This window comes from Marinobacter shengliensis (assembly GCF_030297115.1).
GTDB classification, from domain to species: domain Bacteria; phylum Pseudomonadota; class Gammaproteobacteria; order Pseudomonadales; family Oleiphilaceae; genus Marinobacter; species Marinobacter shengliensis.
This window is the reverse complement of the sequence record NZ_AP028062.1, coordinates 3,397,788-3,419,251: the sequence shown is the minus strand read 5'-3', so window position 1 is coordinate 3,419,251 and position 21,464 is coordinate 3,397,788. Positions and strand designations below refer to the sequence as shown.

General features: G+C 55.8%; 23 protein-coding genes, 1 pseudogene and 1 riboswitch. Of the genes and pseudogenes, 18 read left to right on the top strand and 6 right to left on the bottom strand.

Annotated elements, in window-relative coordinates; genetic code table 11:
• Positions 1 to 63 precede the first annotated feature (63 nt).
• The 10 genes and pseudogenes from QUE75_RS15670 to QUE75_RS15625 all read left to right on the top strand — a co-directional run bounded on the left by QUE75_RS15670 (position 64) and on the right by QUE75_RS15625 (position 8,687).
• Positions 64 to 2,130, top strand: a complete 2,067-nt coding sequence (locus tag QUE75_RS15670) for a T6SS phospholipase effector Tle1-like catalytic domain-containing protein (protein WP_286251601.1) — start codon at positions 64 to 66, stop codon at positions 2,128 to 2,130.
• Positions 2,131 to 2,139: 9 nt separating this feature from the next.
• On the top strand, positions 2,140 to 2,739 hold the full coding sequence (locus QUE75_RS15665) for a DUF2931 family protein (RefSeq protein ID WP_318036576.1): 600 nt from the start codon (positions 2,140 to 2,142) through the stop codon (positions 2,737 to 2,739).
• Complete coding sequence (locus QUE75_RS15660) at positions 2,736 to 3,374, top strand: DUF2931 family protein (RefSeq protein WP_318036575.1); 639 nt, start codon at positions 2,736 to 2,738, stop codon at positions 3,372 to 3,374. The genes QUE75_RS15665 and QUE75_RS15660 overlap by 4 nt, the downstream gene beginning before the upstream one ends.
• Before the next feature lie 158 nt (positions 3,375 to 3,532).
• The gene (locus tag QUE75_RS15655) at positions 3,533 to 4,015 is read left to right on the top strand and encodes a DUF2931 family protein (RefSeq protein ID WP_286255711.1); all 483 of its coding nucleotides are present in this window, start codon (positions 3,533 to 3,535) and stop codon (positions 4,013 to 4,015) included.
• A gap of 237 nt (positions 4,016 to 4,252) precedes the next feature.
• A riboswitch (cobalamin riboswitch) is annotated at positions 4,253 to 4,455 on the top strand.
• A gap of 186 nt (positions 4,456 to 4,641) precedes the next feature.
• Positions 4,642 to 6,354 (top strand): annotated as a pseudogene (locus tag QUE75_RS15650) (ribonucleoside triphosphate reductase); the annotation flags it as partial.
• The gene (gene nrdD / locus QUE75_RS15645) at positions 6,347 to 6,493 is read left to right on the top strand and encodes an anaerobic ribonucleoside-triphosphate reductase (RefSeq protein WP_048496192.1); all 147 of its coding nucleotides are present in this window, start codon (positions 6,347 to 6,349) and stop codon (positions 6,491 to 6,493) included. The pseudogene QUE75_RS15650 and the gene nrdD, both read left to right, overlap by 8 nt.
• Before the next feature lies 1 nt (position 6,494).
• Positions 6,495 to 7,199, top strand: a complete 705-nt coding sequence (locus QUE75_RS15640) for an anaerobic ribonucleoside-triphosphate reductase activating protein (RefSeq protein ID WP_286251590.1) — start codon at positions 6,495 to 6,497, stop codon at positions 7,197 to 7,199.
• A 34-nt stretch (positions 7,200 to 7,233) separates the two neighbouring features.
• Positions 7,234 to 7,596 (top strand): DUF488 domain-containing protein, encoded by a 363-nt coding sequence (locus tag QUE75_RS15635; protein ID WP_286251589.1) that lies wholly within the window; start codon positions 7,234 to 7,236, stop codon positions 7,594 to 7,596.
• Positions 7,597 to 7,704: 108 nt separating this feature from the next.
• A complete protein-coding gene (locus tag QUE75_RS15630) occupies positions 7,705 to 8,283 on the top strand; it encodes a methyl-accepting chemotaxis protein (protein ID WP_286251587.1) in 579 nt (192 codons plus the stop codon).
• A 95-nt stretch (positions 8,284 to 8,378) separates the two neighbouring features.
• Positions 8,379 to 8,687: a hexameric tyrosine-coordinated heme protein gene (locus QUE75_RS15625; RefSeq protein WP_244178244.1), complete on the top strand. Its 309-nt coding sequence runs from the start codon at positions 8,379 to 8,381 to the stop codon at positions 8,685 to 8,687.
• A 59-nt stretch (positions 8,688 to 8,746) separates the two neighbouring features.
• Here QUE75_RS15625 and QUE75_RS15620 read toward each other — a convergent pair whose 3' ends face one another.
• Positions 8,747 to 9,460 carry a succinate dehydrogenase iron-sulfur subunit gene (locus QUE75_RS15620; protein ID WP_106695154.1) on the bottom strand — a complete coding sequence of 238 codons (714 nt, stop codon included), beginning with the start codon at positions 9,458 to 9,460 and terminating at the stop codon, positions 8,747 to 8,749.
• Positions 9,461 to 9,658: 198 nt separating this feature from the next.
• Between QUE75_RS15620 and QUE75_RS15615 the strand changes: the two genes are divergently transcribed.
• Positions 9,659 to 9,886, top strand: a complete 228-nt coding sequence (locus tag QUE75_RS15615; RefSeq protein WP_286251584.1) for a hypothetical protein — start codon at positions 9,659 to 9,661, stop codon at positions 9,884 to 9,886.
• Between the two features lie 40 nt (positions 9,887 to 9,926).
• Here QUE75_RS15615 and QUE75_RS15610 read toward each other — a convergent pair whose 3' ends face one another.
• Both QUE75_RS15610 and QUE75_RS15605 read right to left on the bottom strand, forming a co-directional pair.
• Positions 9,927 to 10,385 carry a hypothetical protein gene (locus QUE75_RS15610; protein ID WP_106694726.1) on the bottom strand — a complete coding sequence of 153 codons (459 nt, stop codon included), beginning with the start codon at positions 10,383 to 10,385 and terminating at the stop codon, positions 9,927 to 9,929.
• A 17-nt stretch (positions 10,386 to 10,402) separates the two neighbouring features.
• Positions 10,403 to 11,074, bottom strand: a complete 672-nt coding sequence (locus tag QUE75_RS15605; RefSeq protein WP_106694727.1) for a hemerythrin domain-containing protein — start codon at positions 11,072 to 11,074, stop codon at positions 10,403 to 10,405.
• 100 nt (positions 11,075 to 11,174) lie between these two features.
• On the opposite strand from QUE75_RS15605, the gene QUE75_RS15600 reads away from it, so the two are divergent.
• Positions 11,175 to 11,333, top strand: a complete 159-nt coding sequence (locus QUE75_RS15600; RefSeq protein ID WP_286251579.1) for a hypothetical protein — start codon at positions 11,175 to 11,177, stop codon at positions 11,331 to 11,333.
• On the top strand, positions 11,317 to 12,159 hold the full coding sequence (locus QUE75_RS15595; RefSeq protein ID WP_286251577.1) for an iron-sulfur cluster assembly protein: 843 nt from the start codon (positions 11,317 to 11,319) through the stop codon (positions 12,157 to 12,159). Before QUE75_RS15600 ends, QUE75_RS15595 begins: the two co-directional genes overlap by 17 nt.
• Positions 12,160 to 12,191: 32 nt before the next feature.
• Here the strand turns inward: QUE75_RS15595 and QUE75_RS15590 are convergent, their stop codons facing one another.
• Positions 12,192 to 14,261, bottom strand: coding sequence for a TonB-dependent receptor plug domain-containing protein (locus QUE75_RS15590; RefSeq protein ID WP_286251576.1), 2,070 nt, complete (start codon positions 14,259 to 14,261; stop codon positions 12,192 to 12,194).
• A 139-nt stretch (positions 14,262 to 14,400) separates the two neighbouring features.
• On the opposite strand from QUE75_RS15590, the gene QUE75_RS15585 reads away from it, so the two are divergent.
• From QUE75_RS15585 to QUE75_RS15565, 5 genes are all read left to right on the top strand, one after another.
• Positions 14,401 to 15,186, top strand: coding sequence for an ABC transporter permease (locus QUE75_RS15585; RefSeq protein WP_286251573.1), 786 nt, complete (start codon positions 14,401 to 14,403; stop codon positions 15,184 to 15,186).
• 10 nt (positions 15,187 to 15,196) lie between these two features.
• Complete coding sequence (locus QUE75_RS15580) at positions 15,197 to 15,937, top strand: ABC transporter ATP-binding protein (protein ID WP_286251571.1); 741 nt, start codon at positions 15,197 to 15,199, stop codon at positions 15,935 to 15,937.
• The gene (locus tag QUE75_RS15575; protein WP_286251570.1) at positions 15,934 to 16,920 is read left to right on the top strand and encodes an ABC transporter substrate-binding protein; all 987 of its coding nucleotides are present in this window, start codon (positions 15,934 to 15,936) and stop codon (positions 16,918 to 16,920) included. The genes QUE75_RS15580 and QUE75_RS15575 overlap by 4 nt, the downstream gene beginning before the upstream one ends.
• Positions 16,913 to 18,100 (top strand): NnrS family protein, encoded by a 1,188-nt coding sequence (locus QUE75_RS15570; protein ID WP_286251568.1) that lies wholly within the window; start codon positions 16,913 to 16,915, stop codon positions 18,098 to 18,100. The genes QUE75_RS15575 and QUE75_RS15570 overlap by 8 nt, the downstream gene beginning before the upstream one ends.
• 102 nt (positions 18,101 to 18,202) lie before the next feature.
• Positions 18,203 to 20,188 (top strand): putative bifunctional diguanylate cyclase/phosphodiesterase, encoded by a 1,986-nt coding sequence (locus QUE75_RS15565; RefSeq protein ID WP_286251566.1) that lies wholly within the window; start codon positions 18,203 to 18,205, stop codon positions 20,186 to 20,188.
• A gap of 36 nt (positions 20,189 to 20,224) precedes the next feature.
• On the opposite strand, the gene ubiT is transcribed toward QUE75_RS15565, so the two are convergent.
• Both ubiT and narL read right to left on the bottom strand, forming a co-directional pair.
• A complete protein-coding gene (ubiT, locus tag QUE75_RS15560; protein WP_286251563.1) occupies positions 20,225 to 20,731 on the bottom strand; it encodes a ubiquinone anaerobic biosynthesis accessory factor UbiT in 507 nt (168 codons plus the stop codon).
• Between the two features lie 69 nt (positions 20,732 to 20,800).
• Positions 20,801 to 21,460: a two-component system response regulator NarL gene (gene narL, locus QUE75_RS15555; RefSeq protein ID WP_058092689.1), complete on the bottom strand. Its 660-nt coding sequence runs from the start codon at positions 21,458 to 21,460 to the stop codon at positions 20,801 to 20,803.
• Between the last annotated feature and the right edge of the window lie 4 nt (positions 21,461 to 21,464).

Genomic DNA, 21,464 nt, shown 5'->3' with positions numbered 1-21,464 from the left:
AACGAGCTTTGGACGGCTGTTGCATCACAGGGATGTTTAAACTCAGTCAACGGATGACGAACGATGGATATTGTCAAAACTTTCGATCTGGTTGCGGCACATCTGCCCAACCTGGAATCTCCCTTCTTTGCTGCCGAAAAAGCCAGAGACATGCTGGTGAATGACCGTCACGGTCATCGCTTCAATTTACACCAGATACTTGACCGGGTGGCTTCGTCCGGTTTACGGCCCGACCAACGGACACAATTGATAAATGAAGTCAGTAATCGACTCCGAGAAGGAAGGTTGTGGCTGGTATACGGCCCTTGTGGTGGAAAGCCCTTTGATCCGGTAGTGAGCTGGAGAGAGGATTCATCTGGGCAAGGGCGCTGGATGATCAATGACAGCGCCTGTCGGTTTGCCCTGGGGGATGCCGTCCAGAGCTTGAACGAAAACAATATCACTCCGCAACAACTGGCCCGTCAGAATGGTAGAAGCATTGGTTCGTTGTCTGTTGGCCTCTTCAGCACAGAGCTGCGGCTCCTGCGCAAGGAGGAGGCTTTGCAACGGCAATCAGTGGCATCCTCGGACAGTCCCTTCCCGGCTACCCCTGTTGCGCCCTTGCCGTCAACGACCCAAACCCCACAATCGTCTGCGTCTGAAATGCCTCCGGAGGTTCATCTGGAAATTGGCCTATTCACCGACGGTACCCTGAATAACGCGGATAATTCCAGGGCAATGGAAGACCGCGTTCAGGAGGAATGCCTCACCCCGCTTGAAGACGGTGAAATTACCGAAGCGGAGTGTCGGTATCGGCTGGCAATGATGCTGGGGGGGAGTTACGCCAATGCGCCGAGTAATGTGGCGAAGTTGGCAGATTTGTATCACGAATCGAAAGTTGTCGAGGGTAGCACCGTTGCCCATCGCTTGGTGCATTATGCTCCAGGCATCGGGACTAGGACTGGCGATAAGGATTCTTTAATCGGAATGACAACGGGAGGTGGCGAAACTGGCATCGTAAGTCAGGTCGAGCAGGCATTTTTTAGAATTGCTGAACGGATTAATGAACTGGCACTTTCCGGACCGATTAAGTCACTAACCTTTGACCTCTTCGGTTTCAGTCGAGGGGCAGCCTCGGCGCGCCATGCTTCCCACGAAATCACGCGGGGTTTGGAGGGTGCGTTCGCTCAGGCTCTCAATCATTATAGTATTTATTGGCCGGAGCAGGTCAGAGTTCGTTTTGTAGGGCTGTTCGATACCGTTGCTGCCATTGTGAATCCATTGGCCCTGGATTTGTCTCCCGGTAATGGTCGGAACGACCCTGTCAATTTATATCTGGATCCCAGTGCCGTTGAGCAAGCTGTTCATCTGGTGGCTTCAGACGAGCACCGAGAAAACTTTGCCCTCAACAGTTTACGAAGCGCGGACGGCAGTCTCCCGGATAATTTTCGGGAGATTTCTTTGCCCGGAGTGCACTCTGACATTGGGGGCGGTTACGGTGAGACCATGCGTGAAGATGTTTTGATCAGCCCCATAGAAAGAGTTTCCCTCACTTGGTTTGATCAGCCAGAACAGACCCGGCAATGGCAAGTGCTGGAAAGCCTGAAGAAGCAGAAGGAAGCTGAGGGCTGGATCGGTGCATACAGCCTGCCGGTAAGAGCATCGGAACAACCGAACCCACCGCCCAGTGACCTGGGGCCGGAGGATGCGGCAAGTTTCGCTATCCACACAAACATCTTCACTCAGCGGAGCCCGCACAGTGGGCGTATGGCGGAGTTAGCACTGCGGAAGGTTCGTCAAGTGCGCGGTGAGTATTCAAGGGTCACTTTGAGACTCATGCATGACTTGGCTCTCCGGGCACAGGTTCCGTTCGATATTATTGATCCGGAGGAGGATGCGCTCCGTCTTCCTGAGGATTTGATGCCGATTGTCGATTGCTTGTTGTCACAGGTTGCGGTCGGCTCAGAAAAACCTCGACTAAAAGGGCAGCAAATGGACTTGGTTCGCCAGAGATATACCCATTACTCTGCGCATTACAATCCTATCGACTTTATGGCTCTAGGAGCGTCAGCTTCGTTGAGGTTGCCTAAACTCGTCGCCCCGAACGCTCCCACGCAATCCGGTGAACGAGTTGTTTACCCTAATCGTTAAGGAATACTGATGGTCCATGTGCGAAACTTTTCTTGGCTAGTATGCTTATCGGTCTTGGTTGGATGTTCAGCTTGGCAGGATGACGATATTCCCTGGTACGTGGGTGTCGCTGCACCAAGTCACTACGACATGTGGGTCATTAACCTGCATCTGGAGAAATCTGGGGAACGCAGTTGGCGAATTCCCGCTGGCCATAAGGGCTGTTGTTGGAAAGGCGATGGAGGGCCCTTTGGAACCGGCGGTGATATGGATCCGTTCCCCAACCTGATTGCGATCCATTGGTTTTCCTTTGCGGAGCAGAAATACTATTCCATCTTGATTGATGTTCCGCCGGATCTGCAGGATCAAATGCGTGTGCCCGCTCCTACCACCACTCAAAGTGGTGAAGTTAGGATGAAGCCGAGAGGCACTTTAGTGTTGGGGCTTGCACCCGGCGGTGAGGTGGTTGTGTGGATGATGAGTCAGCGGACAAACGCTGTAGAGGTGATGCGTGTTCAGGCGATTGAAGTTGAGGGTAATCTCAATGCTTTTAAAGAACGGACCAAGAACTACCTCAAGCGAAGCGGCGCCTATCTCGAGGAACACGGTGTGCCGTTGGAGGGCTGGTGATCCTATCGGTGTCCGCCTTTGTGAAGCGGGCATTCAAAAAACGACCAATCGCTGTGGTTTGCGGAGTGGGGCTTGCCGTATGGGTCGGTTTGTCGTTTTGGCCTAAGGATGATCTCCCTTGGTATGTTGGGGTCGCTGCCCCGAGTCACTACGATGTGTGGGTCATTAACCTGCATCTGGAAAAATCCGGAGAACGCAGTTGGCGAATTCCTGCAGGCCATAAAGGCTGCTGCTGGGAGGGCGGCCGAGGTCCTTTCGGAACAGGGGGCTCGATGGATCCGTTCCCCAACCTGATCGCGATCCATTGGTTTTCTTTTGCGGAGCAGAAATACTATTCCATCTTGATTGATGTCCCGCCGGATTTGCAAGATCAAATGCGAGTGCCTGCTCCCACCAGGACTCAAAAAGGTGAGATACGCCAGTTGCCAAGAAGCGACTTGATTTTAGGGTTGGCGCCCGGAGGAGAAGTGGTTGTCTGGATGATGAGCCAGCGAACAAACGCGGTAGAGGTAATGCGTGTTCAGGCAATCGAAGTTGAAGGTAATCCTGATGATTTTTCGGAGTCAACGGAAGGTTACCTCGAGCGAAGCGGCGCCTATCTCGAGGAGCACGGTGTGCCGTTGGAGGGGTGGTGATCAGATCAGTGGCCGCCTTTGTGCAGCTTCAACATAGGAAGAGACATCGACTTGCAATCTTTTGTACGGTTTCGCTAGCGATATCGGTAGGCTGCTCCTATTGGGAGGAAGACGATATCAGCTGGGGTATTGTTGCTGTCGCACCCCAGCACTACGAAATGTGGATAATCAATGCTCATTTGGAGAAGCCTGGTGTTAGGAGCTGGCGCGCACCTATTGGAGGTGGGGTTCGATGTTGCTGGATGGGTCCTGACGGCCCCTTCGGTTCTGGAGGCCCGATAGATCCGTTCCCCAGCTTGATCGCATTGCATTGGTTCTCATTTTCTGAACAAAAATTCTACTCCACGTTGTTTGAGGTTCCCTCGGACCTGCAGGACCGTATGCGTGTCCCTGCTCCTACAGCCACGCAAAGCAAAGATGTTCTGATGAAGCCAAGAAGGACTTTGGTTTTGGGGCTTGCGCCTGGTGGTGAGGTGGTTGTGTGGATGATGAGCCAACGATCTAATGCCGTCGAAGTCATGCGAGTGCCCGCTGTCGAAGTTGAGGGCGACCTCGAGGCGTTTGAAATTCGCACAAGGGAGTACTTAGAACAACACGGTGCGTATATCGAAGAACACGGTGTGCCTTTGGAGGGTTGGTGACCGAGTAATTTAGATACGCGCGGTTTCTACATAGCTTTCTGCAAGACTCTCATTAATGCCCCGTCCCCAGCACCAATGGACCACCCGCTTCGGCAGCAATTAACACGATCCTGGCCAGACCATGGCTGCATTACTGGAACCTGCCGGATACATCGGTGTGAAGTACCCGTCGCCGATCCGACATCAAATAAAAAATAATCCAGGTACATTTTAATTTGCAGGGTGCACAATCTCCGTATATAGTTAAATTGTCTTGGCAAGCCACAACATGTTGTGTTTGTGGCAAGGAATCCGGTGAGAGTCCGGAACTGACGCGCAGCGGTATTGGGGAACGACCGTGGCATGATGACACTGGCGAAAGCCGGGAAGTCGCCACGCAAGGCAGAGCCGAAAGGCTCACGCCCCTGAGTCCGAAGACCTGCCAGGGCAACAAGCACTGCACCTTCGCGATTCAGGGTGAACAGCTGATCATGTCTCGGGTATTCGCCCGTGCCTGACCTCCTGTCTTCGCGAACGTTGCTGCAGCTATTGCGACAACCTGACGCGTTTCCAGGAGGAACCTGATGTCTACCCACACTGCCTCACACCCTGTTGATCCCGCCTTGCTGGATATCTCCGCTACTGTTGGTGAATACCTGGACCGCAGCGACTGGCGGGTGAATGCCAATGCTAACCAGGGCTATTCCCTCGGCGGCCTGATCCTGAATACCGCCGGCAAGGTGATTGCCAACTACTGGCTGAACGAGGTGTATACCCCGGAAATTGGCCAGGCCCACCGGCAGGCAGATTTGCACATTCACGACCTGGACATGCTCAGTGGTTACTGTGCTGGCTGGTCTTTGCGTACCCTACTGCACGAAGGCCTGAACGGTGTGCCAGGCAAGGTTGAGGCGGCCCCGCCCAAGCACTTGTCCAGTGCCATCGGCCAGATGGTCAATTTTCTTGGCACCCTGCAGAACGAATGGGCAGGTGCTCAGGCTTTCAGCTCCTTTGACACTTACCTGGCGCCATTTATCCGCAAGGACACCCTGGATTACGCCACCGTGCGCCAGTGCATTCAGGAATTCGTCTACAACCTGAACGTGCCGTCCCGCTGGGGCACCCAGACGCCATTTACCAACATCACTTTTGACTGGGTTTGCCCGGACGATCTGCGGGAGCAGATACCCATTATTGCCGGTGAGGAAATGCCATTCAGCTATGGCGAATTGCAGGCCGAGATGGACATGATCAACCAGGCCTACATCGAGGTAATGACCGCAGGCGACAGTATGGGCCGGGTATTTACCTTCCCGATTCCTACCTACAACATCACCCGGGATTTCGACTGGGCATCCGACAACGCCCTGCGATTGTTCGAAATGACCGCCCGTTACGGCCTGCCGTACTTCCAGAATTTCCTCAACTCAGACCTGGAACCCAACATGGTTCGCTCTATGTGCTGCCGCCTGCAGCTAGACCTGCGGGAACTGCTCAAGCGTGGCAATGGCCTGTTTGGCTCAGCAGAACAGACCGGTTCCCTGGGGGTGGTCACTGTGAATTGTGCTCGGCTGGGCTACCTCTACAAAGGTGACAAGCTGGCACTGTTTGCCCGGCTGGATGAGCTGATGGATCTGGCCCGGGACAGCCTGGAAATAAAGCGCCAGGAGATCGGCCGGTTAATGGTTGAAGGCCTGTTCCCCTACACCAAGCGTTATCTGGGTACCCTGAGAAACCACTTCTCCACCATTGGTGTGAATGGCCTGAACGAAATGGTCCGCAACTTTACCGGTGACCAGGAGGATATCAGCAGCGAGCAGGGCAGGGCCTTTGCGCTGGAGCTGCTGGATCATGTACGGGAACGGATGAAGCAATACCAGGAAGAAACCGGCCATCTCTACAATCTTGAAGCCACCCCGGCTGAGGGCACCACCTACCGGTTTGCCAAGGAAGACCAGAAACGGTTTGCCGACATACTGCAAGCCGGTACACCGGATGCCCCTTACTACACTAACTCCAGCCAGCTTCCGGTGGGCTACACAGATGACCCGTTTGAAGCCCTGGACCTTCAGGATGAACTGCAAACCCGCTACACCGGCGGCACGGTGCTGCACCTGTATATGCGCGAACGCATCAGCGATGCCGCCACCTGCGGCCGGTTTGTGAAAACGGTGCTGGAGAATTACCGGCTGCCGTACATCACAGTCACGCCCACCTTCTCTATCTGTCCGGTACACGGGTACCTGAACGGAGAACACGAATTCTGCCCGAAATGTGACGAGCTGTTACTCGCCGGGCAGCAAAAGTCGGCAACGCCCGACACTTCCCCAAAAAGCAAAGAAGGAGTTCAGCATGGATAACCAGAAACTTCCCGATGACAGCCAACGCCAGCGCTGCGAAGTGTGGACTCGGGTAATGGGCTACCACCGCCCGGTCTCGGCCTTTAACAAAGGCAAACAGTCCGAGCATCGCGAACGCACCCACTTCCGGGAGCGTTGAAATGACTGCGGATAACCTGGTGATCGGAGGCATGGCGGCCTTCTCCACCGTCGATTATCCGCAACACCTGGCGACAACCCTGTTCCTGAAGGGTTGTCCCTGGCGTTGCCATTACTGCCATAACCCTCATCTTATACCACTTGAAGCTGGTGATGAAAAAATCACCTGGAAACAAGCTCATCGGCACCTGACAAGCCGGCGGGGGTTGCTGGATGCTGTGGTGTTTAGTGGTGGCGAACCCACCATTCAGAAAGCACTGTTGCCTGCCCTTCAACAAACCCGCGAGTTGGGTTTTCGTAACGGCCTGCACACCGGCGCCCCGCATCTGAAACTGCTGGAACCGCTGTTGCCCTGGCTGGACTGGGTGGGCCTGGACATCAAAGCGCTGCCTTCAGACTATGAAATCATCACCACCAACCGCCATGCCGGGCAGGAAAGCTGGGCGGCTATCTCCGCACTGCAAAAGGCCGGCGTGGACTTTGAATGCCGGATGACTTGGCATGGCGCCCTGCAGTCACCGGAGCAGGTGATTACCGTGGGGGAGCAGTTGTCAGATCAGGGCGTGCGCCGGTTTGCGGTGCAGATCGCCCGAAGTGATCAGATGCTGAATGGCACCATCGGGGCCGGGTATCTGAGCATGGAAAACAAGCAAAACGTCCGTAACAAACTCACTCCGCTTTTTGAAACCCTCGACATGCGGGAGTAGTCTGGGAGCAGACTTGTTCAATCGGAGAGCGTTAATGGATATCCGACTCAAACGAGCCTACGACACCGCCGCCCGCTCAGACGGCCCGCGTATACTGGTAGACCGCATCTGGCCCCGGGGCGTTGCCAAAGAAGATGCCGACATCGCCCACTGGCTGAAAGGGCTTGCTCCGTCTACTGAATTGCGTAAGTGGTTCGGCCATGATCCGGACAAATGGCCGGAGTTCTGCGACAGCTACCTGAAAGAGCTTCAGTCCGACGGTGCCGCAGAGGACCTGGAAACACTCTGGAAGATCCTTGATGAGCACAAACGCATAACGCTGGTGTTTGCTGCCAAAGACACCGAGCACAACAACGCGGTGGCGCTGCGGGGTTATATCCTGAACGAAACGCTCTGAAGCCATCCGCTATCCGCTTTGGGTTGGGCCAGTTGTTACAAACCCTTACTGTCACGACCTTAAACATGTATAAAATATAAATCATTATTAATGGGCTGGAGTAAGATTATGGGTTTTTGGCCGTCCACAAAGCGTGTGGAAGCGCTTGAAGCGGAGCTGTCGGCATTGAACAAGGCATTTGCTGAGCGAGATGAGCAGAATTGCAGGCTGGAAGCCGAACTGGAAGAAGAGCGCAGTGCGCTGGTAAAGACCCGCTCAGAACTTGAGCTTGGTCACCGATTGATGGCAGGCCTTGGTCAATTTAGTTCCTCGCTGAGCGAACTCAAAGGATCCTTCAGCGAGTTGTCGGATTTGCTCGGCTCCCGGCGCAGTGAAGCCCTGAAAACCCGGGATGAATCCGGCCAGGTGCGCGACGGCATGGCAACGCTAGTACAGCGTCTGGATGGAGCGCGCCAGAGAGTAGTAAGTTCTGCCGGGCAGATGGAGGCGCTGGAAACAGAAACCGGAAGCATAACTTCGCTGGTGGATGTTATTGACGGTGTGTCTGACCAGACTTCGCTACTCGCTCTGAACGCCAGCATTGAGGCCGCCCGGGCCGGCAATCATCAGCAGTACCATGAAGCCGTGAATAAACGACGGTGGCAGTGTGGCGCTGCTGAATCTGCATCTTTAGTAGCAACGCCATGAGCTTAAAGATTCATTGAAAATAGTTGTATTATGGTCCATTAATGGAGGTGCTTCCCTTTAGAGGGTTTTGACTGATGAGATGCAAGGAGATTCTGATGATGAAAACAAAAAAACAGCTAGCCGCCGTATTGGCCGCACTGGCCATGCTCATACCGATGGTGATTCAGGCAGAGGAGAAAGCTGACGTCTGGTTGCCCAGCCTGATTACGGATACCCCACAGGAGGGTTTTGAGCTAGCCATCAAGCTGTCCCGAATGGGAGTAAAAAGCACCCAGTCCAGTAAAGAGGTTCTGTTCCGGGAGCGGGCAAAATATTCAGAGGATGGTGAGGCCCTGATGCATGCATCAGAAGTGATCGCGGTTCACTTCCAGACGGTTGCAGCGGCCAACGATTACTGGAAATAATCAACGCGGCGGCCCGCTGCGGGGCCGCCAGTTTGGTTACTTTGCCTGGCTTGCGGTGCTCAAACCTGTTCCCGCACCAGCATCGCCTTGATTCGGCCGATGGCTTTCATGGGGTTCAATCCCTTGGGGCAGTAGGCTGTGCAGTTACCGATACCTCGGCAACGAAATACACTAAAGGGGTCTTCCAGCTTCTCCAACCGCTCTCTGGTGGCCGTATCCCGCGAATCCACCAGAAAACGATAAGCCTGAAGCAAACCGGAGGGGCCGATGTACTTTTCCGGGTTCCACCACCATGAAGGGCAGGCTGAGGTGCAACAAGCACAGAGAATACATTCGTAAAGGCCATCCAGCTTTGCTCTGTCTTCCGGGCTTTGGAGGCGTTCAATGGCCGGTTCCGGCTTGTCATTGATGAGCCAGGGCTGTACCCGGGCATACTGTTTAAAGAACAGAGACTGATCCACCACCAGATCCCGGATAACCGGCATGCCCGGTAGCGGCCGGATTTGGAGAATGCCCCTCTTCCCAAGCACATCCTCTACCCGTGTGATACAGCCGAGCCCGTTACGGCCGTTGATGTTTAGACCGTCTGAGCCACACACGCCCTCCCGACAGGAGCGACGGAAGGCCAGTGTAACATCTCGGGTTTTCAGGTGTTCCAGGACATCGAGCACCATGCGATTGCGGAATTCACCGTCGACCTGGATATCCTGGTTGTAAGGGGCGTCATCCTGTTCCGGGTTGTAGCGATACACACGAGCGATAAAGGCAGACATTTTGCTATTCTCCAGAAAATGATTCATTTCCTGTATTAGTTTAATGTCAGGTTAGCAGAGGAAAGTGTGTTTGGAGTATTAGACGGTGGGAAAACGCAGGTGTAACTTGTGCCATTCTCGCGCTGCACGGAAGTGTTTAACGCCGAACACACACCAGCTATGCTGCATCAAGCGGTGAAGTAACCCAGGAGGCAACGGATGGATACCCGGGAGAGTCGGGAATGGCAAAGGCTGGCCTTTGTTGAGAGCCGTGATGGTAGGGCAGCGGCATTGGTCTTTGCTCATCAGGGTATTGCCCAGTACGAGTCTGCCATTCGGGAATCGGATTCCTGTGGCAATCAATACGGTGCCGCTTATCGGGAAAGCCTGATGGCCTCCATCCAGGTATACCGGGAGTATCTTCAGAAAAACGAAACCCCGGCTTGACCGGGGTTTCATGCGGACCGTAAGCGTTGGTGGTGCGTCGTTAGTACATTTCCAGCCGCCCAATATCCCTGGATTGCAGGCGGGCTTCTGCCTGTTGGTTGGCTGCCAGCTCCCTGAAGAGTTCCGCCTCACGATTATTCTGGGCAAGTTTGGCGCGCAGTTCATACATTTCCGTCAGGGTTTTGTGTGAACCCAGAATGTTCTTCAGAACATCCTGTATGTCATGGCACCCTGTACAGGCTGGTATCCGGTCCGGGATCCGGCGGCTTTCGAAATCCTGAGAGTCAACCAGCCAGGCGTCCATCAAATCATCGTCGGTATCCTGCAGGAAGTCCTCCATGGCTTCCGCCTGGCGATGCTCCCGACTTGCAAGAAAACTGAGCGCCATTTGCATACGTTCGTCTTCCTGCACTTCAGCCAGCATCTCATACTGTTTTTCGAGCAGTTCGTGGTATTCGGTTATCCACTCGATCAGGTTTTTCAGTTGTTTAAAGGCCATAATTCTGTCCCCTCTGTTCAGAACTGAAAACGCGGGAACAGTACATCCCGCTCCAGGTAGATTTGTTCGGAAAGCCTGAAATCCAGCGCTTTCAGTTCATGGTAGAAGCGCCTCCATGAACGACATGCCGACTCCGGTGCCCGGTAGTTTCGGGTCATGTCGCGGAGCTTTTTCAGTTGTTTTTTGATGATTGAATGTTCTTCGTTCATTTGGGCGATGGGCGTTTCCGGGCGTGGGGGCTGGTCATGCGCCATCTGGTTCAGTACGTGAGTGTTCTCCTTCTCGATATGATCTCGAAGCAGGCGCTCCAGCTTTTTGACCGCCAGCGTGATGCCTTTCGGTACGTCCGGGTTGGCTCTGTGAACCGCTTCAATCTTGCGGGCGAGCCGGTGGATTTCGGGCAGTTTTGCGAGGTGAGCAGCATCGTACCCCCGCAGTATCAGCTCCAGCAGTACGTCAGTATCCAGCTCTTCAATAGATGTCTGCTCCATGACTGTGTCAAACAGCTCCTGGCATAACTGCCCTGGTTCAACATTGGCAATGGAGGCGACCATTTCCACGGTGGCCTGACGGTGTTTGTCGATATGTGGCACGTATCGGCGGAACACGTCGAGTGTTTCCGGGCTTCTGCTTGCCAGCTGGCTGACAGTGGTTTCGCTGCAGCGTCCAAGAATATCCTGATAGTTCATTGCTCATCCTCCTCTCTTGCTTTAAAATACATATAAAATACATGTTACAGATAGTCAAGAATTATTCTCATTTTCTTGTCGTGTGAGGGAGGAGATGGTGATGACGTGCAGTAAGCCGGAACACATAAAAGAAGAGCTCTGGGCGCAGCACCTGAGCTGGCTGGAGCTGGTTCGGGATGAATGCAAATCCAACTGGGCGAAATATCTTCGGGAAAAACAGAGAGAGCGGGAGGTGGTGAACTGTGGAGATCAACGCTGAAGTAACACCGGCTGCCCGCGACTATCTGAATGCGGTGTTGGCAAAGCAGGAGGTGCCGGGTATGGCCGCCAGAGTGTATGTGGATAAGGGTGGTACCTCTCAGGCAGAAACGTGCCTGGCCTTCTGCCCGCCGGGAGAGGAGTCCGCCAATGATATCCGTCGGGATTTTGAAGATCTGACCCTGTTCTTTGATGCCTCCAGTGTGCCTTACCTCAAAGATATGGAAATTGGTGTGCATGGCGAAGGCAAGCTGCAGACTCTGACCATTAAGGCCCCGAACAGCAAGAAGCCGGCAAAACCACCCAAAACCTTTACGGTATCTCAGGATTGTCCTGCCTTGCGCGTTCCCTACGGAACGGACTTTACGATCCCGGAGGGGGCAGAGGTCACCATTACTCAGGCACTTGGCGGCAGTTTTACAGTGAACTACGAGGGTAACCTTTACCGTTTGTCTCCGGAGGTGGCCCGTCAGTTGGGCCTGCAAACTGATATCATCATGTTTGAACCACCGGAGGATGGCCTGATCAGTGAAGATCAATGCCGGGACAGCCTGCGCCAGGTATATGACCCGGAAATCCCCGTCAATATCGTCAGTCTGGGTCTTGTCTACGGCCTGGATATCAACCAGGAAAAACAGTTGGTGAAGGTCACTATGACTCTGACCTCGCCGGGGTGTGGCATGGGCGACATTATCGCTGATGATGTCAGGAGCAAGACCTTGCAGGTGCCTTATGTACAGGAGTGTCAGGTGGATATCGTGTTCGATCCGCCCTGGAGTTATGACAGCCTGGATGAGGAAGCGCGCCTCGAGCTTGGTATGATCTGAGCCGCTGCCTTCCCTGGCACGGCTCATCGAAATCAGAAGCGGCCGGAGACTTTAGCGACCAGCCCGCGGCCCGGCGATAGTATACCGCCGTCCGTCAGGTGCTCCCGATAACGCTTGTCCAGCAGGTTGTTGCCTTCAACCGAGACTTCCAGTGCACTGAGGCTGCCGGCAGCGCCAAAGTTCCAGCCCAGCTCAACGTCCACAGTTGCATAGCCGGGGGTGCTGTTTTCCGTACCGTTGGAAAAGACATCGGCAGTCCGATCCTGTTCGGCTACCGCTCGCACTTGCCCATGCCAGTTAAAGCCGAGGCGGTTTTGCTGGCCCAGTCCCAGGGTCAGTTCCGGTGCCGGCATCTGGTACAGCGGTTCATTGTCCTGTTTGTTTTTACCCCGCAGCCAGGTCAGGCTGCCATCCAGGTCGATGGCGGGGGCGGTGGTGTTCAGGGCTTCCAGTGGCATCACGAAACCGGCTTCGGCACCGTAGATGACCACTTCATCCAGATTCTCGGTCTGTTTGATGGGCAGGTTATTCTGGGGGTGGTTCTGGCCTGTGATACGCCCTGCAATATAGTCATCAATCCGGGTGTAGAAGGCTGCAACCTGGTATTGGCCCAGACGGCCGCGACCTTTCAGGCCAACTTCCGCACTGGTGGATTTTTCCGGATCCAGTTGAGGGTTACCGCGGTGGAAGAACCCGTCACCCCGGGTGGCATCTTCAAAGCGTTCGCGCATGTCAGGTGCACGGTAGGCGGTACCGATATTAAGGTAAGGGTTGACCATGTCGCTCAGGTTGTAGATGGCACCGGCAGACCAGGACAGCGTTTCGGAAGTGTTCTTTAACCCCTCGGTTCTGGCTGCCGGTCCGTTGCCCACCACCCGTGCATCGCCTGTCACTTTGTCATAGCGTGCACCGAGCTGTATGTTCCAGTTGCCGGCCATGATGTCATCCTGCACGAACAGGCCCCGACTCTCGATTTCGCCATCCCGGAAGGGTGAGTTGGCAACAGCGTTATCTGACATGGGCGGGTTGTAGGTAAAACGCTCAGGGTCACCGGTCATTTCCCAGCCCTCGGCCCCAACCGTGACCAGGTGGTTATCACCCACAGGCAACCTGTACTGCGCTTTAACACCGTCGGTGCGGAAACTGACATCGTTCCACACCTGGTTGCGCTCCTTGAAATCCCACCAGGCGCGGATTTGCCGGTCCACTTCCTGCCGATAAATGCTGGTCTCCAGGGTACCGGTACCGATACCGGCCTCGTAGCCAAGCTCCGCAAGTGTGCGCTTCTGCTTGGGCGAATGGATCGTCAGGGTTCCGTTGCCGCCCGGGCCGGGCTTGGCAGACCCCGGATACCAGACTTCCCGGTCTTCATGGTTCTGCAGGTTCAGGGTCAGTTTCTGGTTGTCGGTTAACCTGAAAGCGTATTTCGCCAGAAAGGATTCCGAGCGGAAGCCGCTGTTTTCAACATCACCGTCGGGTGTTTCATAGTCGTCCACATCTTTGGCGGCGGCACCGATGACAAGGCCGTGGTTCTTGCTGGAAAGCTCCAGCAGGGCGCCGCCAGCCAGGCTGCTGTCCACCGTGCCAGTGCTGCCGGAGAATCGACCATGGGCTTCAGGTTGTTCCGAGAAAGTCGCCTCTGGAGTCCGAAGGTTGATAGCGCCGCCCATGGCGCCGGTGCCATGCAGTACCGAGGCCGGGCCTTTGACCACTTCGACGGTTTCCAGCAGGCTCATGTCTGCCAGGGATGCAATGGCCCCCTGGGGCTGGGCAGAGTTCAGGCGGACACCGTCCACCAGAAGTACCACACTCTCCTTTTTCAGGCCGCGAATAACCGGGTTGCCACCCCAGGCGCCGCCATCGCCCTGGACCGCCAGACCGGGTTTGCCACGGAAGAGATCGCCGGCGGTTTTCGAAGCGGCAGTGTTGTCCGTGGTTAAACGCTCTGTTGCGCTCGCGGTTTCCAGCGTGTCGGATTCGTAGCCTTTGGCGGTTATGACCAGTTCCTTAAGTTCTGAAGAATGGCCGGTTGCAGCGTGTGCTGCGGGTAAAGCGGAAAAGGCAAAGATGGCTAAAGCCAGTGGATGGGGGCGTCGATTCATGGAGTTCTCCGATAACTGCTGACGGTTGAGAATGGTTCGCAATATACTGCAAATGAAACTGATTCGTATTTGATTTTCGTCAACAGGAGTTTGTGTTCGTGCGGGTACACTCATGTCAGTCATTGCAGGGTGTGAGTGTATGGGCAGTTTGATTCGCAGTGGTCTGAGTTGGGGTGGCAGCCTTACCGGAGTTTTATTATTCGTGGCGCTCTGGGAGTGGGGGAGTTTGTCATACGGTAGTTTTTTGCTCCCCGGCCCGCGGGATGCGCTATCGGCCATCGTAGGCTTTGCCGACAACGGTGAGCTCTGGACGGCCGTTTGGGCCACCACCTGGCGGGCCATGACCGGCTTTGCCATTGCTGCGCTGGCTGGTGTCGCCCTGGGCCTTATTGCAGGGTTGTCCCACACGGTTGGCCGAGCGCTGGAGCCGGTTTCAACGGTACTTCTGGGCATACCGCCCATCGCCTGGATTGTGCTGGCACTGTTGTGGTTCGGTAGCGGCTCCCTGGCAGCGATCTACACGGTGGTGGCCACCACCATTCCTGTCGCTTTCGCCGGTGCTCAGATCGGGGCCCGGACCCTGGACCAGCGCCTGCAGGAGATGGGCGATGTGTTCCGCGTGCCCTTTGCCATGCGCCTTTGGGATTTCTATCTGCCCCACATTGTTTCCTACGTATTCCCGGCATTGATTACCGCTCTGGGGGTGGCCTGGAAAGTCACCGTAATGGCGGAATTGTTTGCCACAGAAGATGGGGTAGGGGCGGGCATGGCCATGGCCCGGGTGAGCCTGGACACTGCCGGTGCCATGGCCTGGATTTTGGTGGTCGTGGTGTTGCTATTGGTGGCCGAACACGGATTTCTGCGCCCCTTGCAGAAAAAAATGGAACCCTGGCGGCAGGTCAAAGGCCCTGCCATGCCGGGCTGAGGAGTTTGCGATGCTGACGCTGCAAAAGGTTTCACTGGATCTTGGCCCGAACACCATTGTGTCGGGCGTGGATCTTCAGGTGGCACCAGGTGAATCCGTGTGCCTGGTGGGGCCGTCCGGCTGCGGAAAAACCAGCCTGTTGCGTCTGGCATCGGGGGTGCTTGAGGCTACTTCGGGACAGGTGAGCAATCACTTTACAACCACCGCGGCAGTATTCCAGGAATCCCGGTTGCTGCCCTGGCGGCGGCTGCTCGACAACATTGCCCTGGGCCTGAAAGCCCGGGGCGTGCCCCGGCGAGATCGACTGACGCAGGCGAAAGAGTTGGCCGACCAGGTAGGGCTTTCAGATTATGACGAGCATTTTCCCCACGAGTTGTCCGGTGGCATGCAACAGCGGGTGGCTCTGGCCCGGGCGCTGGCCGTCGGCGCCGATTTCCTGCTGTTGGATGAGCCTTTCAGTGCCCTGGATGTGGGGCTGCGCAGCGAAGCCCAGGATCTGGTGGAACGGCTTGTGGTCGATCAGGGTATAGCGACCTTGATGGTGACTCACGATCTCACTGAAGCCCTGCGTCTGGCCCATCGAATTATTGTTGTTTCCGGCTCGCCCGGTACCGTGGTGTTTGAACATCCGGTCACCACCCCTTACCGGGAGCGCAGCCATGCCTGGCTGTATGAAGAAGCTGGCCACCTGCTGAGGCAACCGGTAGTCAGCGAGAGTTTTCTGTTTCACCCGGATTCGGAGGTGGCATGAATCGTCGTGAACTGCTCAAACTGGCGGCCTGTTCGGCTTTGATCTCAGCCGTTCCCCTGCAAAGGGCGTTTGCAGCCAAACCCGGCAAACTGATTGCAGCTACACCTCTTGGCTTGCCTCAGGTGATCCTGGCCCGGGCGCTGGAAGATCCGGAGCTGAATAACCTGATCCCTGAACGGGAACTTCTGGACTGGAAAGACCCGGATCAGTTGCGGGCCTGGCTGGCGCGGGCGGAAGTGATGGTGACGGCGACCCCAACCAATGTGGCCGCCAACCTGTATAACCGTGGCGTACCCGTGGTGCTGATGAACGTGAATGTGTGGGGCACCCTGGGCATGCTGGGCCTCAAGCAGAAAGGCCCGTTGGCGAAGATGGAAGATCTGGCTGGCAGGCATGTGGGCGTGCCCTGGCGCGGGGATATGCCGGATCTGGTGTTCCGCTACTTACTCGGTAAGGCGGGCCTGGAAGTGGGGCGTGACGTCAGGGTGAGCTATCAGTCCAGCCCGTTCGAGACGGTACAGATGTATGTGGCGCAACGCCTGGACGCTGCGGTGTTGCCGGAACCCATGCGCACGGCAACCCGGCTACAGAGCATGCAGTTCGGGCAGTCACCTAATGAGCTGGATCTTCAGCAGGAGTGGGCGCGGCTGGCCGGTGGCGAGCCACTGCTGCCCCAGGCAGGGGTACTCTGCCGGCGGGAGTTGCTGGAGCAGGCGCCCGAGCAGGTGGGAGCGTTACAGTCGGCCATTGCCCGGGCGGTTGACTGGGTAGTCAGCCAGCCGGAGGACGCGGCGAGGTTGGGGGCGGATCGGTCGCCCCTGAGCCGTCAGGTGTATGAAGGAGCGATTGCCCGCACCGCGCTGAAAATGGTCAATGCGCAGGAAGCCCGGCCAGCTCTGGAGGACTTCTTCTCGGCACTGTCTGAATTGTCGTCTGGGTTCATTGGAGGCAAGTTGCCGGATGCGGATTTCTACCATGTTTGACCATCCCTGGCTGGCTTACGGCTTCCGGCCCTTTTTCCTGTTAGGTGCCCTGTACGCGCCAATTGCGCTGCTGCCCTGGATCGGTACGCTGATGCAGCAGTTCACCCTGTCCATGGCGTTGCCTCCGTTGGCCTGGCATGGCCATGAAATGCTGTTCGGGTTTGTCAGTGCCGCCCTGGTAGGGTTTCTGCTGACCTCGATTCCCTCCTGGGCCAGTGTGGCACCCATCGCAGGAAAGCCTCTGGCTGCTCTGGTTGTGCTCTGGCTGGCAGGGCGGGTGCTTTTCTGGTCATCCGCCCTGATACCGGGCTGGCTGGTGGCTATTGTGAACCTTGCCTTTCCTCTTGTTTTGTTACTCTGGGCAGCCCCGGCCTTGCTGTCCGAGGCTGGCCGCCGACACCTGAGTATCGGCATGGCACTGATCGGCTATGTGCTGGTTCAGGGGCTTTTCTATGCGGCCTGGTTGTGGCCGGAGGTCACCGGCACGATCACTACGGTGGCGGTGCTTAACACCACCGTCAATCTGCTGCTGGTACTGATTGCCCTTACGGCTACCCGCATTGTCCGTGTGGTGGCCATGGAGGCACGAAAGGAAATTGGCTTTTCAGGCCCTGGTCGATTAACACCTGCCCGGGAGCATCTGGCGGTGGCCGCGTTGATTCTGTTTGTGATTGCGGATTTCTGGGCTCCCGGTCATGTAGTTACCGGCTGGATTGCCCTCGCCGCTGCGGCAGCCCAGGCCGACCGCCTGAGTGAATGGCCGTGGGGCAGGGCGATGACCCGGTTATACCTGTTGCTGCTGACGCTGGCGTATCTGTGGATGGTGGTCGGGCTGGTTCTGGTGGGTATCACCGCACTCATCGACACCTTGCCAGGTTACACCGGCCGCCATGCCTTGTCGGCCGGTGCAGCGGGTACCGCAATTCTTGCTGTGTTCTGTATTGCCGGGCTGCGCCATACCGGAAGATCGCTGGCGCTGCCGTGGCTGATCTGGCCTGCGCTAGTAGCATTGGTCGCAACGGCACTGTTGCGAACATTTGTACCGGTCTGGTGGCCGGAGTACTACCTGTTGGCGGGCGTCGTGCTGCCCTTTGTGCTCTGGTTGGTTTCCTATCTGCTTTACGCAATCACTTACGGGCGTTTTCTTGTGACCGCCAGGGCGGATGGAATGCCTGGGTAATCGTGCTCTGATATTCCCGGTTCTATGACAATTAGCAAGAGCACATTTTGGTGATTGCGCTATGCTCAAAACGGCAGTGTCCGTTTTGGGAGAGCGTACTTCGTGATCAACGCACCAGATACCTCGGATGCCTTCGAAATTTTCCCCTGGAATCGTAATTTCGAAACCGGCATTCAGGAAATCGATGAGCAGCACAAGGTGCTGGTTAATATCCTTAATCGTCTTGCCTGGCACTTCGCATCGGATAGCTCTGAACTTTCCGCGGACCACGTCCTTGATGAGTTGCTTTCCTATGCCGCGTTTCACTTCCAGTTTGAGGAAAAAATTTGGAATAAGACACTGGGTGAAGATGGTATGGCCAGAAACCATCACGATGCCCACCAGATGTTCTTTGTTCAGATTCATGAATTGCGTAAAAGTGGCGAACCCCACGAAGACATACTGACCAATCTTTTTGATTTTCTGACTCGTTGGTTGGCGTTTCATATTCTGGAGTCTGATCGCCGCATGGCCCTCACTGCCAAGATGGTAGAAAAGGGCTACGCGTTAAATGAGGCCAGGGACCGGGTGGACTCAGAACTCAGCGGTTCGGTATCTGTGCTGGTTAATGCGCTTCTGGAGATTTACGGCAAATTGTCTTCAAGCACCATTCAGTTGATGCGTGAAAAAATGGCGCGCCACAGGGCCGAAGACGATTTGCAGCGAATCCAGAACGAACGCTTGAGTCAGGCTCTGGAAGAACAGGCCAGCGAATATCAGCAGCACCTTGAAACCCTGGCCTACAACGATGCCCTGACAGGCCTCTGGAATCGCAACGGGATCATTCGAAGAATCCGCGACTGCATGGCCGAGGCGGGTCGGGTGGGCAATTCGGCCGCTCTGGTGTCCATCGACCTCGATCATTTTATTGATCTGAACGCGTGCCTTGGGGAGGATGCTGCAGACCGTTTACTTGGCCTGTTGGCGCGGCGCTGGCTTGATGCCATACCGGCTGATGCCTGTCTGGCCCGGACTGGCGGTGATGAATTTGCGCTTCTGCTGCCTGATGCCAGCCAGACGGAATCCCGACTCGAGGCCCTTCGGTTGACGGCGCGCCAGCCTTTTGAGCTTGATGGGGCGGAAGTGTCTGTTACTTTTACGGCTGGAGTTGTTCTATTTCCTGATCAGGCAGTTCAGGATGCTGACATCCTGTTGCGACAGGCAAATAACACGCTTTATCGTGCGAAACATGAAATGCATGGCGGGTGGTTGTATCTGGATGCAGGTGAACAAAACCAGTACCACGCCCGCCAATTGTTACTGGATGACATTCGAAGAGGCCTCAGTCATGAAGAGTTTCGGCTGTTTTATCAGCCTAAGGTGAACCTTCGGACCGGTGAAGTACTGGGCGTTGAGGCGCTTATCCGCTGGCAACACGCTCAGAAAGGCTTGTTGTCACCGATTCATTTTCTGCCAGGCATAGAACATCATGCCCTGAACGTTCAGGTTGGCGAATGGGTGTTGCGGGAATCTCTTCAGCAAATGCAGCGCTGGGACAAGCAGGGCGTAGAGTTGAATGTCAGCGTCAATGTCTCGGCTTTCCAGCTTCAGAGTGGTGATTTTCCAGAACGGCTTAAGCACATCCTTTCAGAGTTCCCGCAGATTGACCCTGCCAGGCTGGATCTGGAAATCCTGGAGACGGCTGCCTTGGGGGAGCTGGACAGGGCTGTCCAGACAATCAACGAGTGTCGGGAGCTCGGCGTTCGTTTCTCGCTCGACGATTTTGGTACAGGCTATTCGTCGTTGTCTTATCTGAAGCGACTCCCTGTCGACACTCTCAAAGTGGATCGGGAGTTTGTATCCGGGGCCGACGGAAGTCGAGAGAACCTTTCAATACTTCGGGGGATTGTCGGGCTGTCGGGTGTATTCGGAAAACAGATCATTGCTGAGGGTGTTGAAACGATCAAACAGGGCCAGATTCTGTTGTCGCTGGGGTGCCAGCAGGCCCAGGGTTATGCGATGTCTCCCCCTGTTGAGCCGGACCGCCTCCTGGAGTGGATCGCCAACTGGAAAACTTTTCCGGAGTGGCAGGACGATGGGGTGCTCTAACGTCTCAGTTGCCAATTCCTTGGATTTTTGAAAATTTCAAGCGCAACTACGAGAGTGACTAAGTAGCTGGCGTACCGAAAAGTTCCACTCCAGACTATCCAGAAGATTCTTCAAAGCCAGCCCCAGCTCGGTATCCCCCTCAATCACCAGGCGCCGCTGGAAAAACAGCTGGTCCGGGTCTTGCCGGCGCTCTGCCAAGGTCTTGAAGGCTGCCAGGGACCCCCGAATGGTCGCTTCGCCTGGGCCTTCCACAACGCGAAGCCGGCCTGCCCAGAAACCGATGGTAATGCCTGGTTGACCTCCATTGACCTCCAGCCGAATTGTGCGGCCTTCAAAATCATCGAATTCGCCCTCAGCCAGCGCTTCTGCAAACAGCCGGTTTAGCGGGGCTTCGGCAACCAGTTGTTTGAAGCTAACGGGCACGTTGCGGTCGATGGTGTCCAGTAGTGGCGTCGGGGAGGGCAGGTATTCTTTCAGAACCGCGATGGATTGCTCCAGTAATGGGCTGTGCAAAGACGCGATGGGAGGCAGTGAAAAGGCCATGTTCAACTCCGGGCAGGACGACAACCCGCCCAGAGTATCAAATGGTCGCAAGCGGCGACTTGATTTAACTCAGCCCTTGTGGAGACCTTCTTCCACGGCCCAAACGGCTACTTCAACCCGCGAGCGCAGGTTGAGTTTCTTGAGCAGGTGCTTTACGTGCACTTTTACTGTGCCGTCGCTGATGTCCAGCTTGCGGCCGATCATCTTGTTGGAGAGGCCTTCGGCAATCAGGCGCAGTATGTCTTTTTCACGCGGCGTCAGGCTGTCGAAGTCCGGCCGGGATGACTGCTGCGGTTTGTTGGAACGCAGGGCCTGGGCCAGTAACGTTGTTAGCCGGTCACTGATGACCATTTTGCCAACAGCCGCCTGGTGTAACTGGGCGATCATATCTTCCGGCTCCATGTCTTTCAGCAGGTAGCCGTCGGCACCGGCACGCAGGGCGGCAACCACATCGTCTTCCTGGTCAGACACGGTAAACATGACAATACGCGAGCTGATGTTCTGGTCCCGCAGGTGTTTGAGAGCTTCAATGCCGTCCATCTCGGGCATGTTCAGATCCATCAGGATCAAATCCGGCTCGGTTTCCAGGGCCAGCTTGATGCCGTCGGCGGCGTTGCTTGCCTCGCCGATCACTTCCATGTCGTCTTCCATGCCGATCAACTGCTTGATGCCCTGTCGCAGCAGGGGGTGGTCGTCAATCAGCAGTATACTTGCGGGTGTCTCAGCCATGGTT

Excerpts from the sequence above, each read along its gene's own strand:
- QUE75_RS15575 (WP_286251570.1), top strand. The coding sequence starts at position 15,934 with ATGAATCGTCGTGAACTGCTCAAACTGGCGGCCTGTTCGGCTTTGATC.
- QUE75_RS15620 (WP_106695154.1), bottom strand. The coding sequence starts at position 9,460 with ATGTCTGCCTTTATCGCTCGTGTGTATCGCTACAACCCGGAACAGGAT.
- QUE75_RS15630 (WP_286251587.1), top strand. The coding sequence starts at position 7,705 with ATGGGTTTTTGGCCGTCCACAAAGCGTGTGGAAGCGCTTGAAGCGGAG.
- QUE75_RS15600 (WP_286251579.1), top strand. The coding sequence starts at position 11,175 with ATGACGTGCAGTAAGCCGGAACACATAAAAGAAGAGCTCTGGGCGCAG.
- narL (WP_058092689.1), bottom strand. The coding sequence starts at position 21,460 with ATGGCTGAGACACCCGCAAGTATACTGCTGATTGACGACCACCCCCTG.
- QUE75_RS15585 (WP_286251573.1), top strand. The coding sequence starts at position 14,401 with ATGGGCAGTTTGATTCGCAGTGGTCTGAGTTGGGGTGGCAGCCTTACC.
- QUE75_RS15655 (WP_286255711.1), top strand. The coding sequence starts at position 3,533 with ATGTGGATAATCAATGCTCATTTGGAGAAGCCTGGTGTTAGGAGCTGG.
- QUE75_RS15580 (WP_286251571.1), top strand. The coding sequence starts at position 15,197 with ATGCTGACGCTGCAAAAGGTTTCACTGGATCTTGGCCCGAACACCATT.
- nrdD (WP_048496192.1), top strand. The coding sequence starts at position 6,347 with ATGGATAACCAGAAACTTCCCGATGACAGCCAACGCCAGCGCTGCGAA.
- QUE75_RS15590 (WP_286251576.1), bottom strand. The coding sequence starts at position 14,261 with ATGAATCGACGCCCCCATCCACTGGCTTTAGCCATCTTTGCCTTTTCC.
- QUE75_RS15670 (WP_286251601.1), top strand. The coding sequence starts at position 64 with ATGGATATTGTCAAAACTTTCGATCTGGTTGCGGCACATCTGCCCAAC.
- QUE75_RS15605 (WP_106694727.1), bottom strand. The coding sequence starts at position 11,074 with ATGAACTATCAGGATATTCTTGGACGCTGCAGCGAAACCACTGTCAGC.
- QUE75_RS15615 (WP_286251584.1), top strand. The coding sequence starts at position 9,659 with ATGGATACCCGGGAGAGTCGGGAATGGCAAAGGCTGGCCTTTGTTGAG.
- QUE75_RS15665 (WP_318036576.1), top strand. The coding sequence starts at position 2,140 with ATGGTCCATGTGCGAAACTTTTCTTGGCTAGTATGCTTATCGGTCTTG.
- QUE75_RS15635 (WP_286251589.1), top strand. The coding sequence starts at position 7,234 with ATGGATATCCGACTCAAACGAGCCTACGACACCGCCGCCCGCTCAGAC.
- QUE75_RS15625 (WP_244178244.1), top strand. The coding sequence starts at position 8,379 with ATGATGAAAACAAAAAAACAGCTAGCCGCCGTATTGGCCGCACTGGCC.
- QUE75_RS15640 (WP_286251590.1), top strand. The coding sequence starts at position 6,495 with ATGACTGCGGATAACCTGGTGATCGGAGGCATGGCGGCCTTCTCCACC.
- QUE75_RS15570 (WP_286251568.1), top strand. The coding sequence starts at position 16,913 with ATGTTTGACCATCCCTGGCTGGCTTACGGCTTCCGGCCCTTTTTCCTG.
- ubiT (WP_286251563.1), bottom strand. The coding sequence starts at position 20,731 with ATGGCCTTTTCACTGCCTCCCATCGCGTCTTTGCACAGCCCATTACTG.
- QUE75_RS15610 (WP_106694726.1), bottom strand. The coding sequence starts at position 10,385 with ATGGCCTTTAAACAACTGAAAAACCTGATCGAGTGGATAACCGAATAC.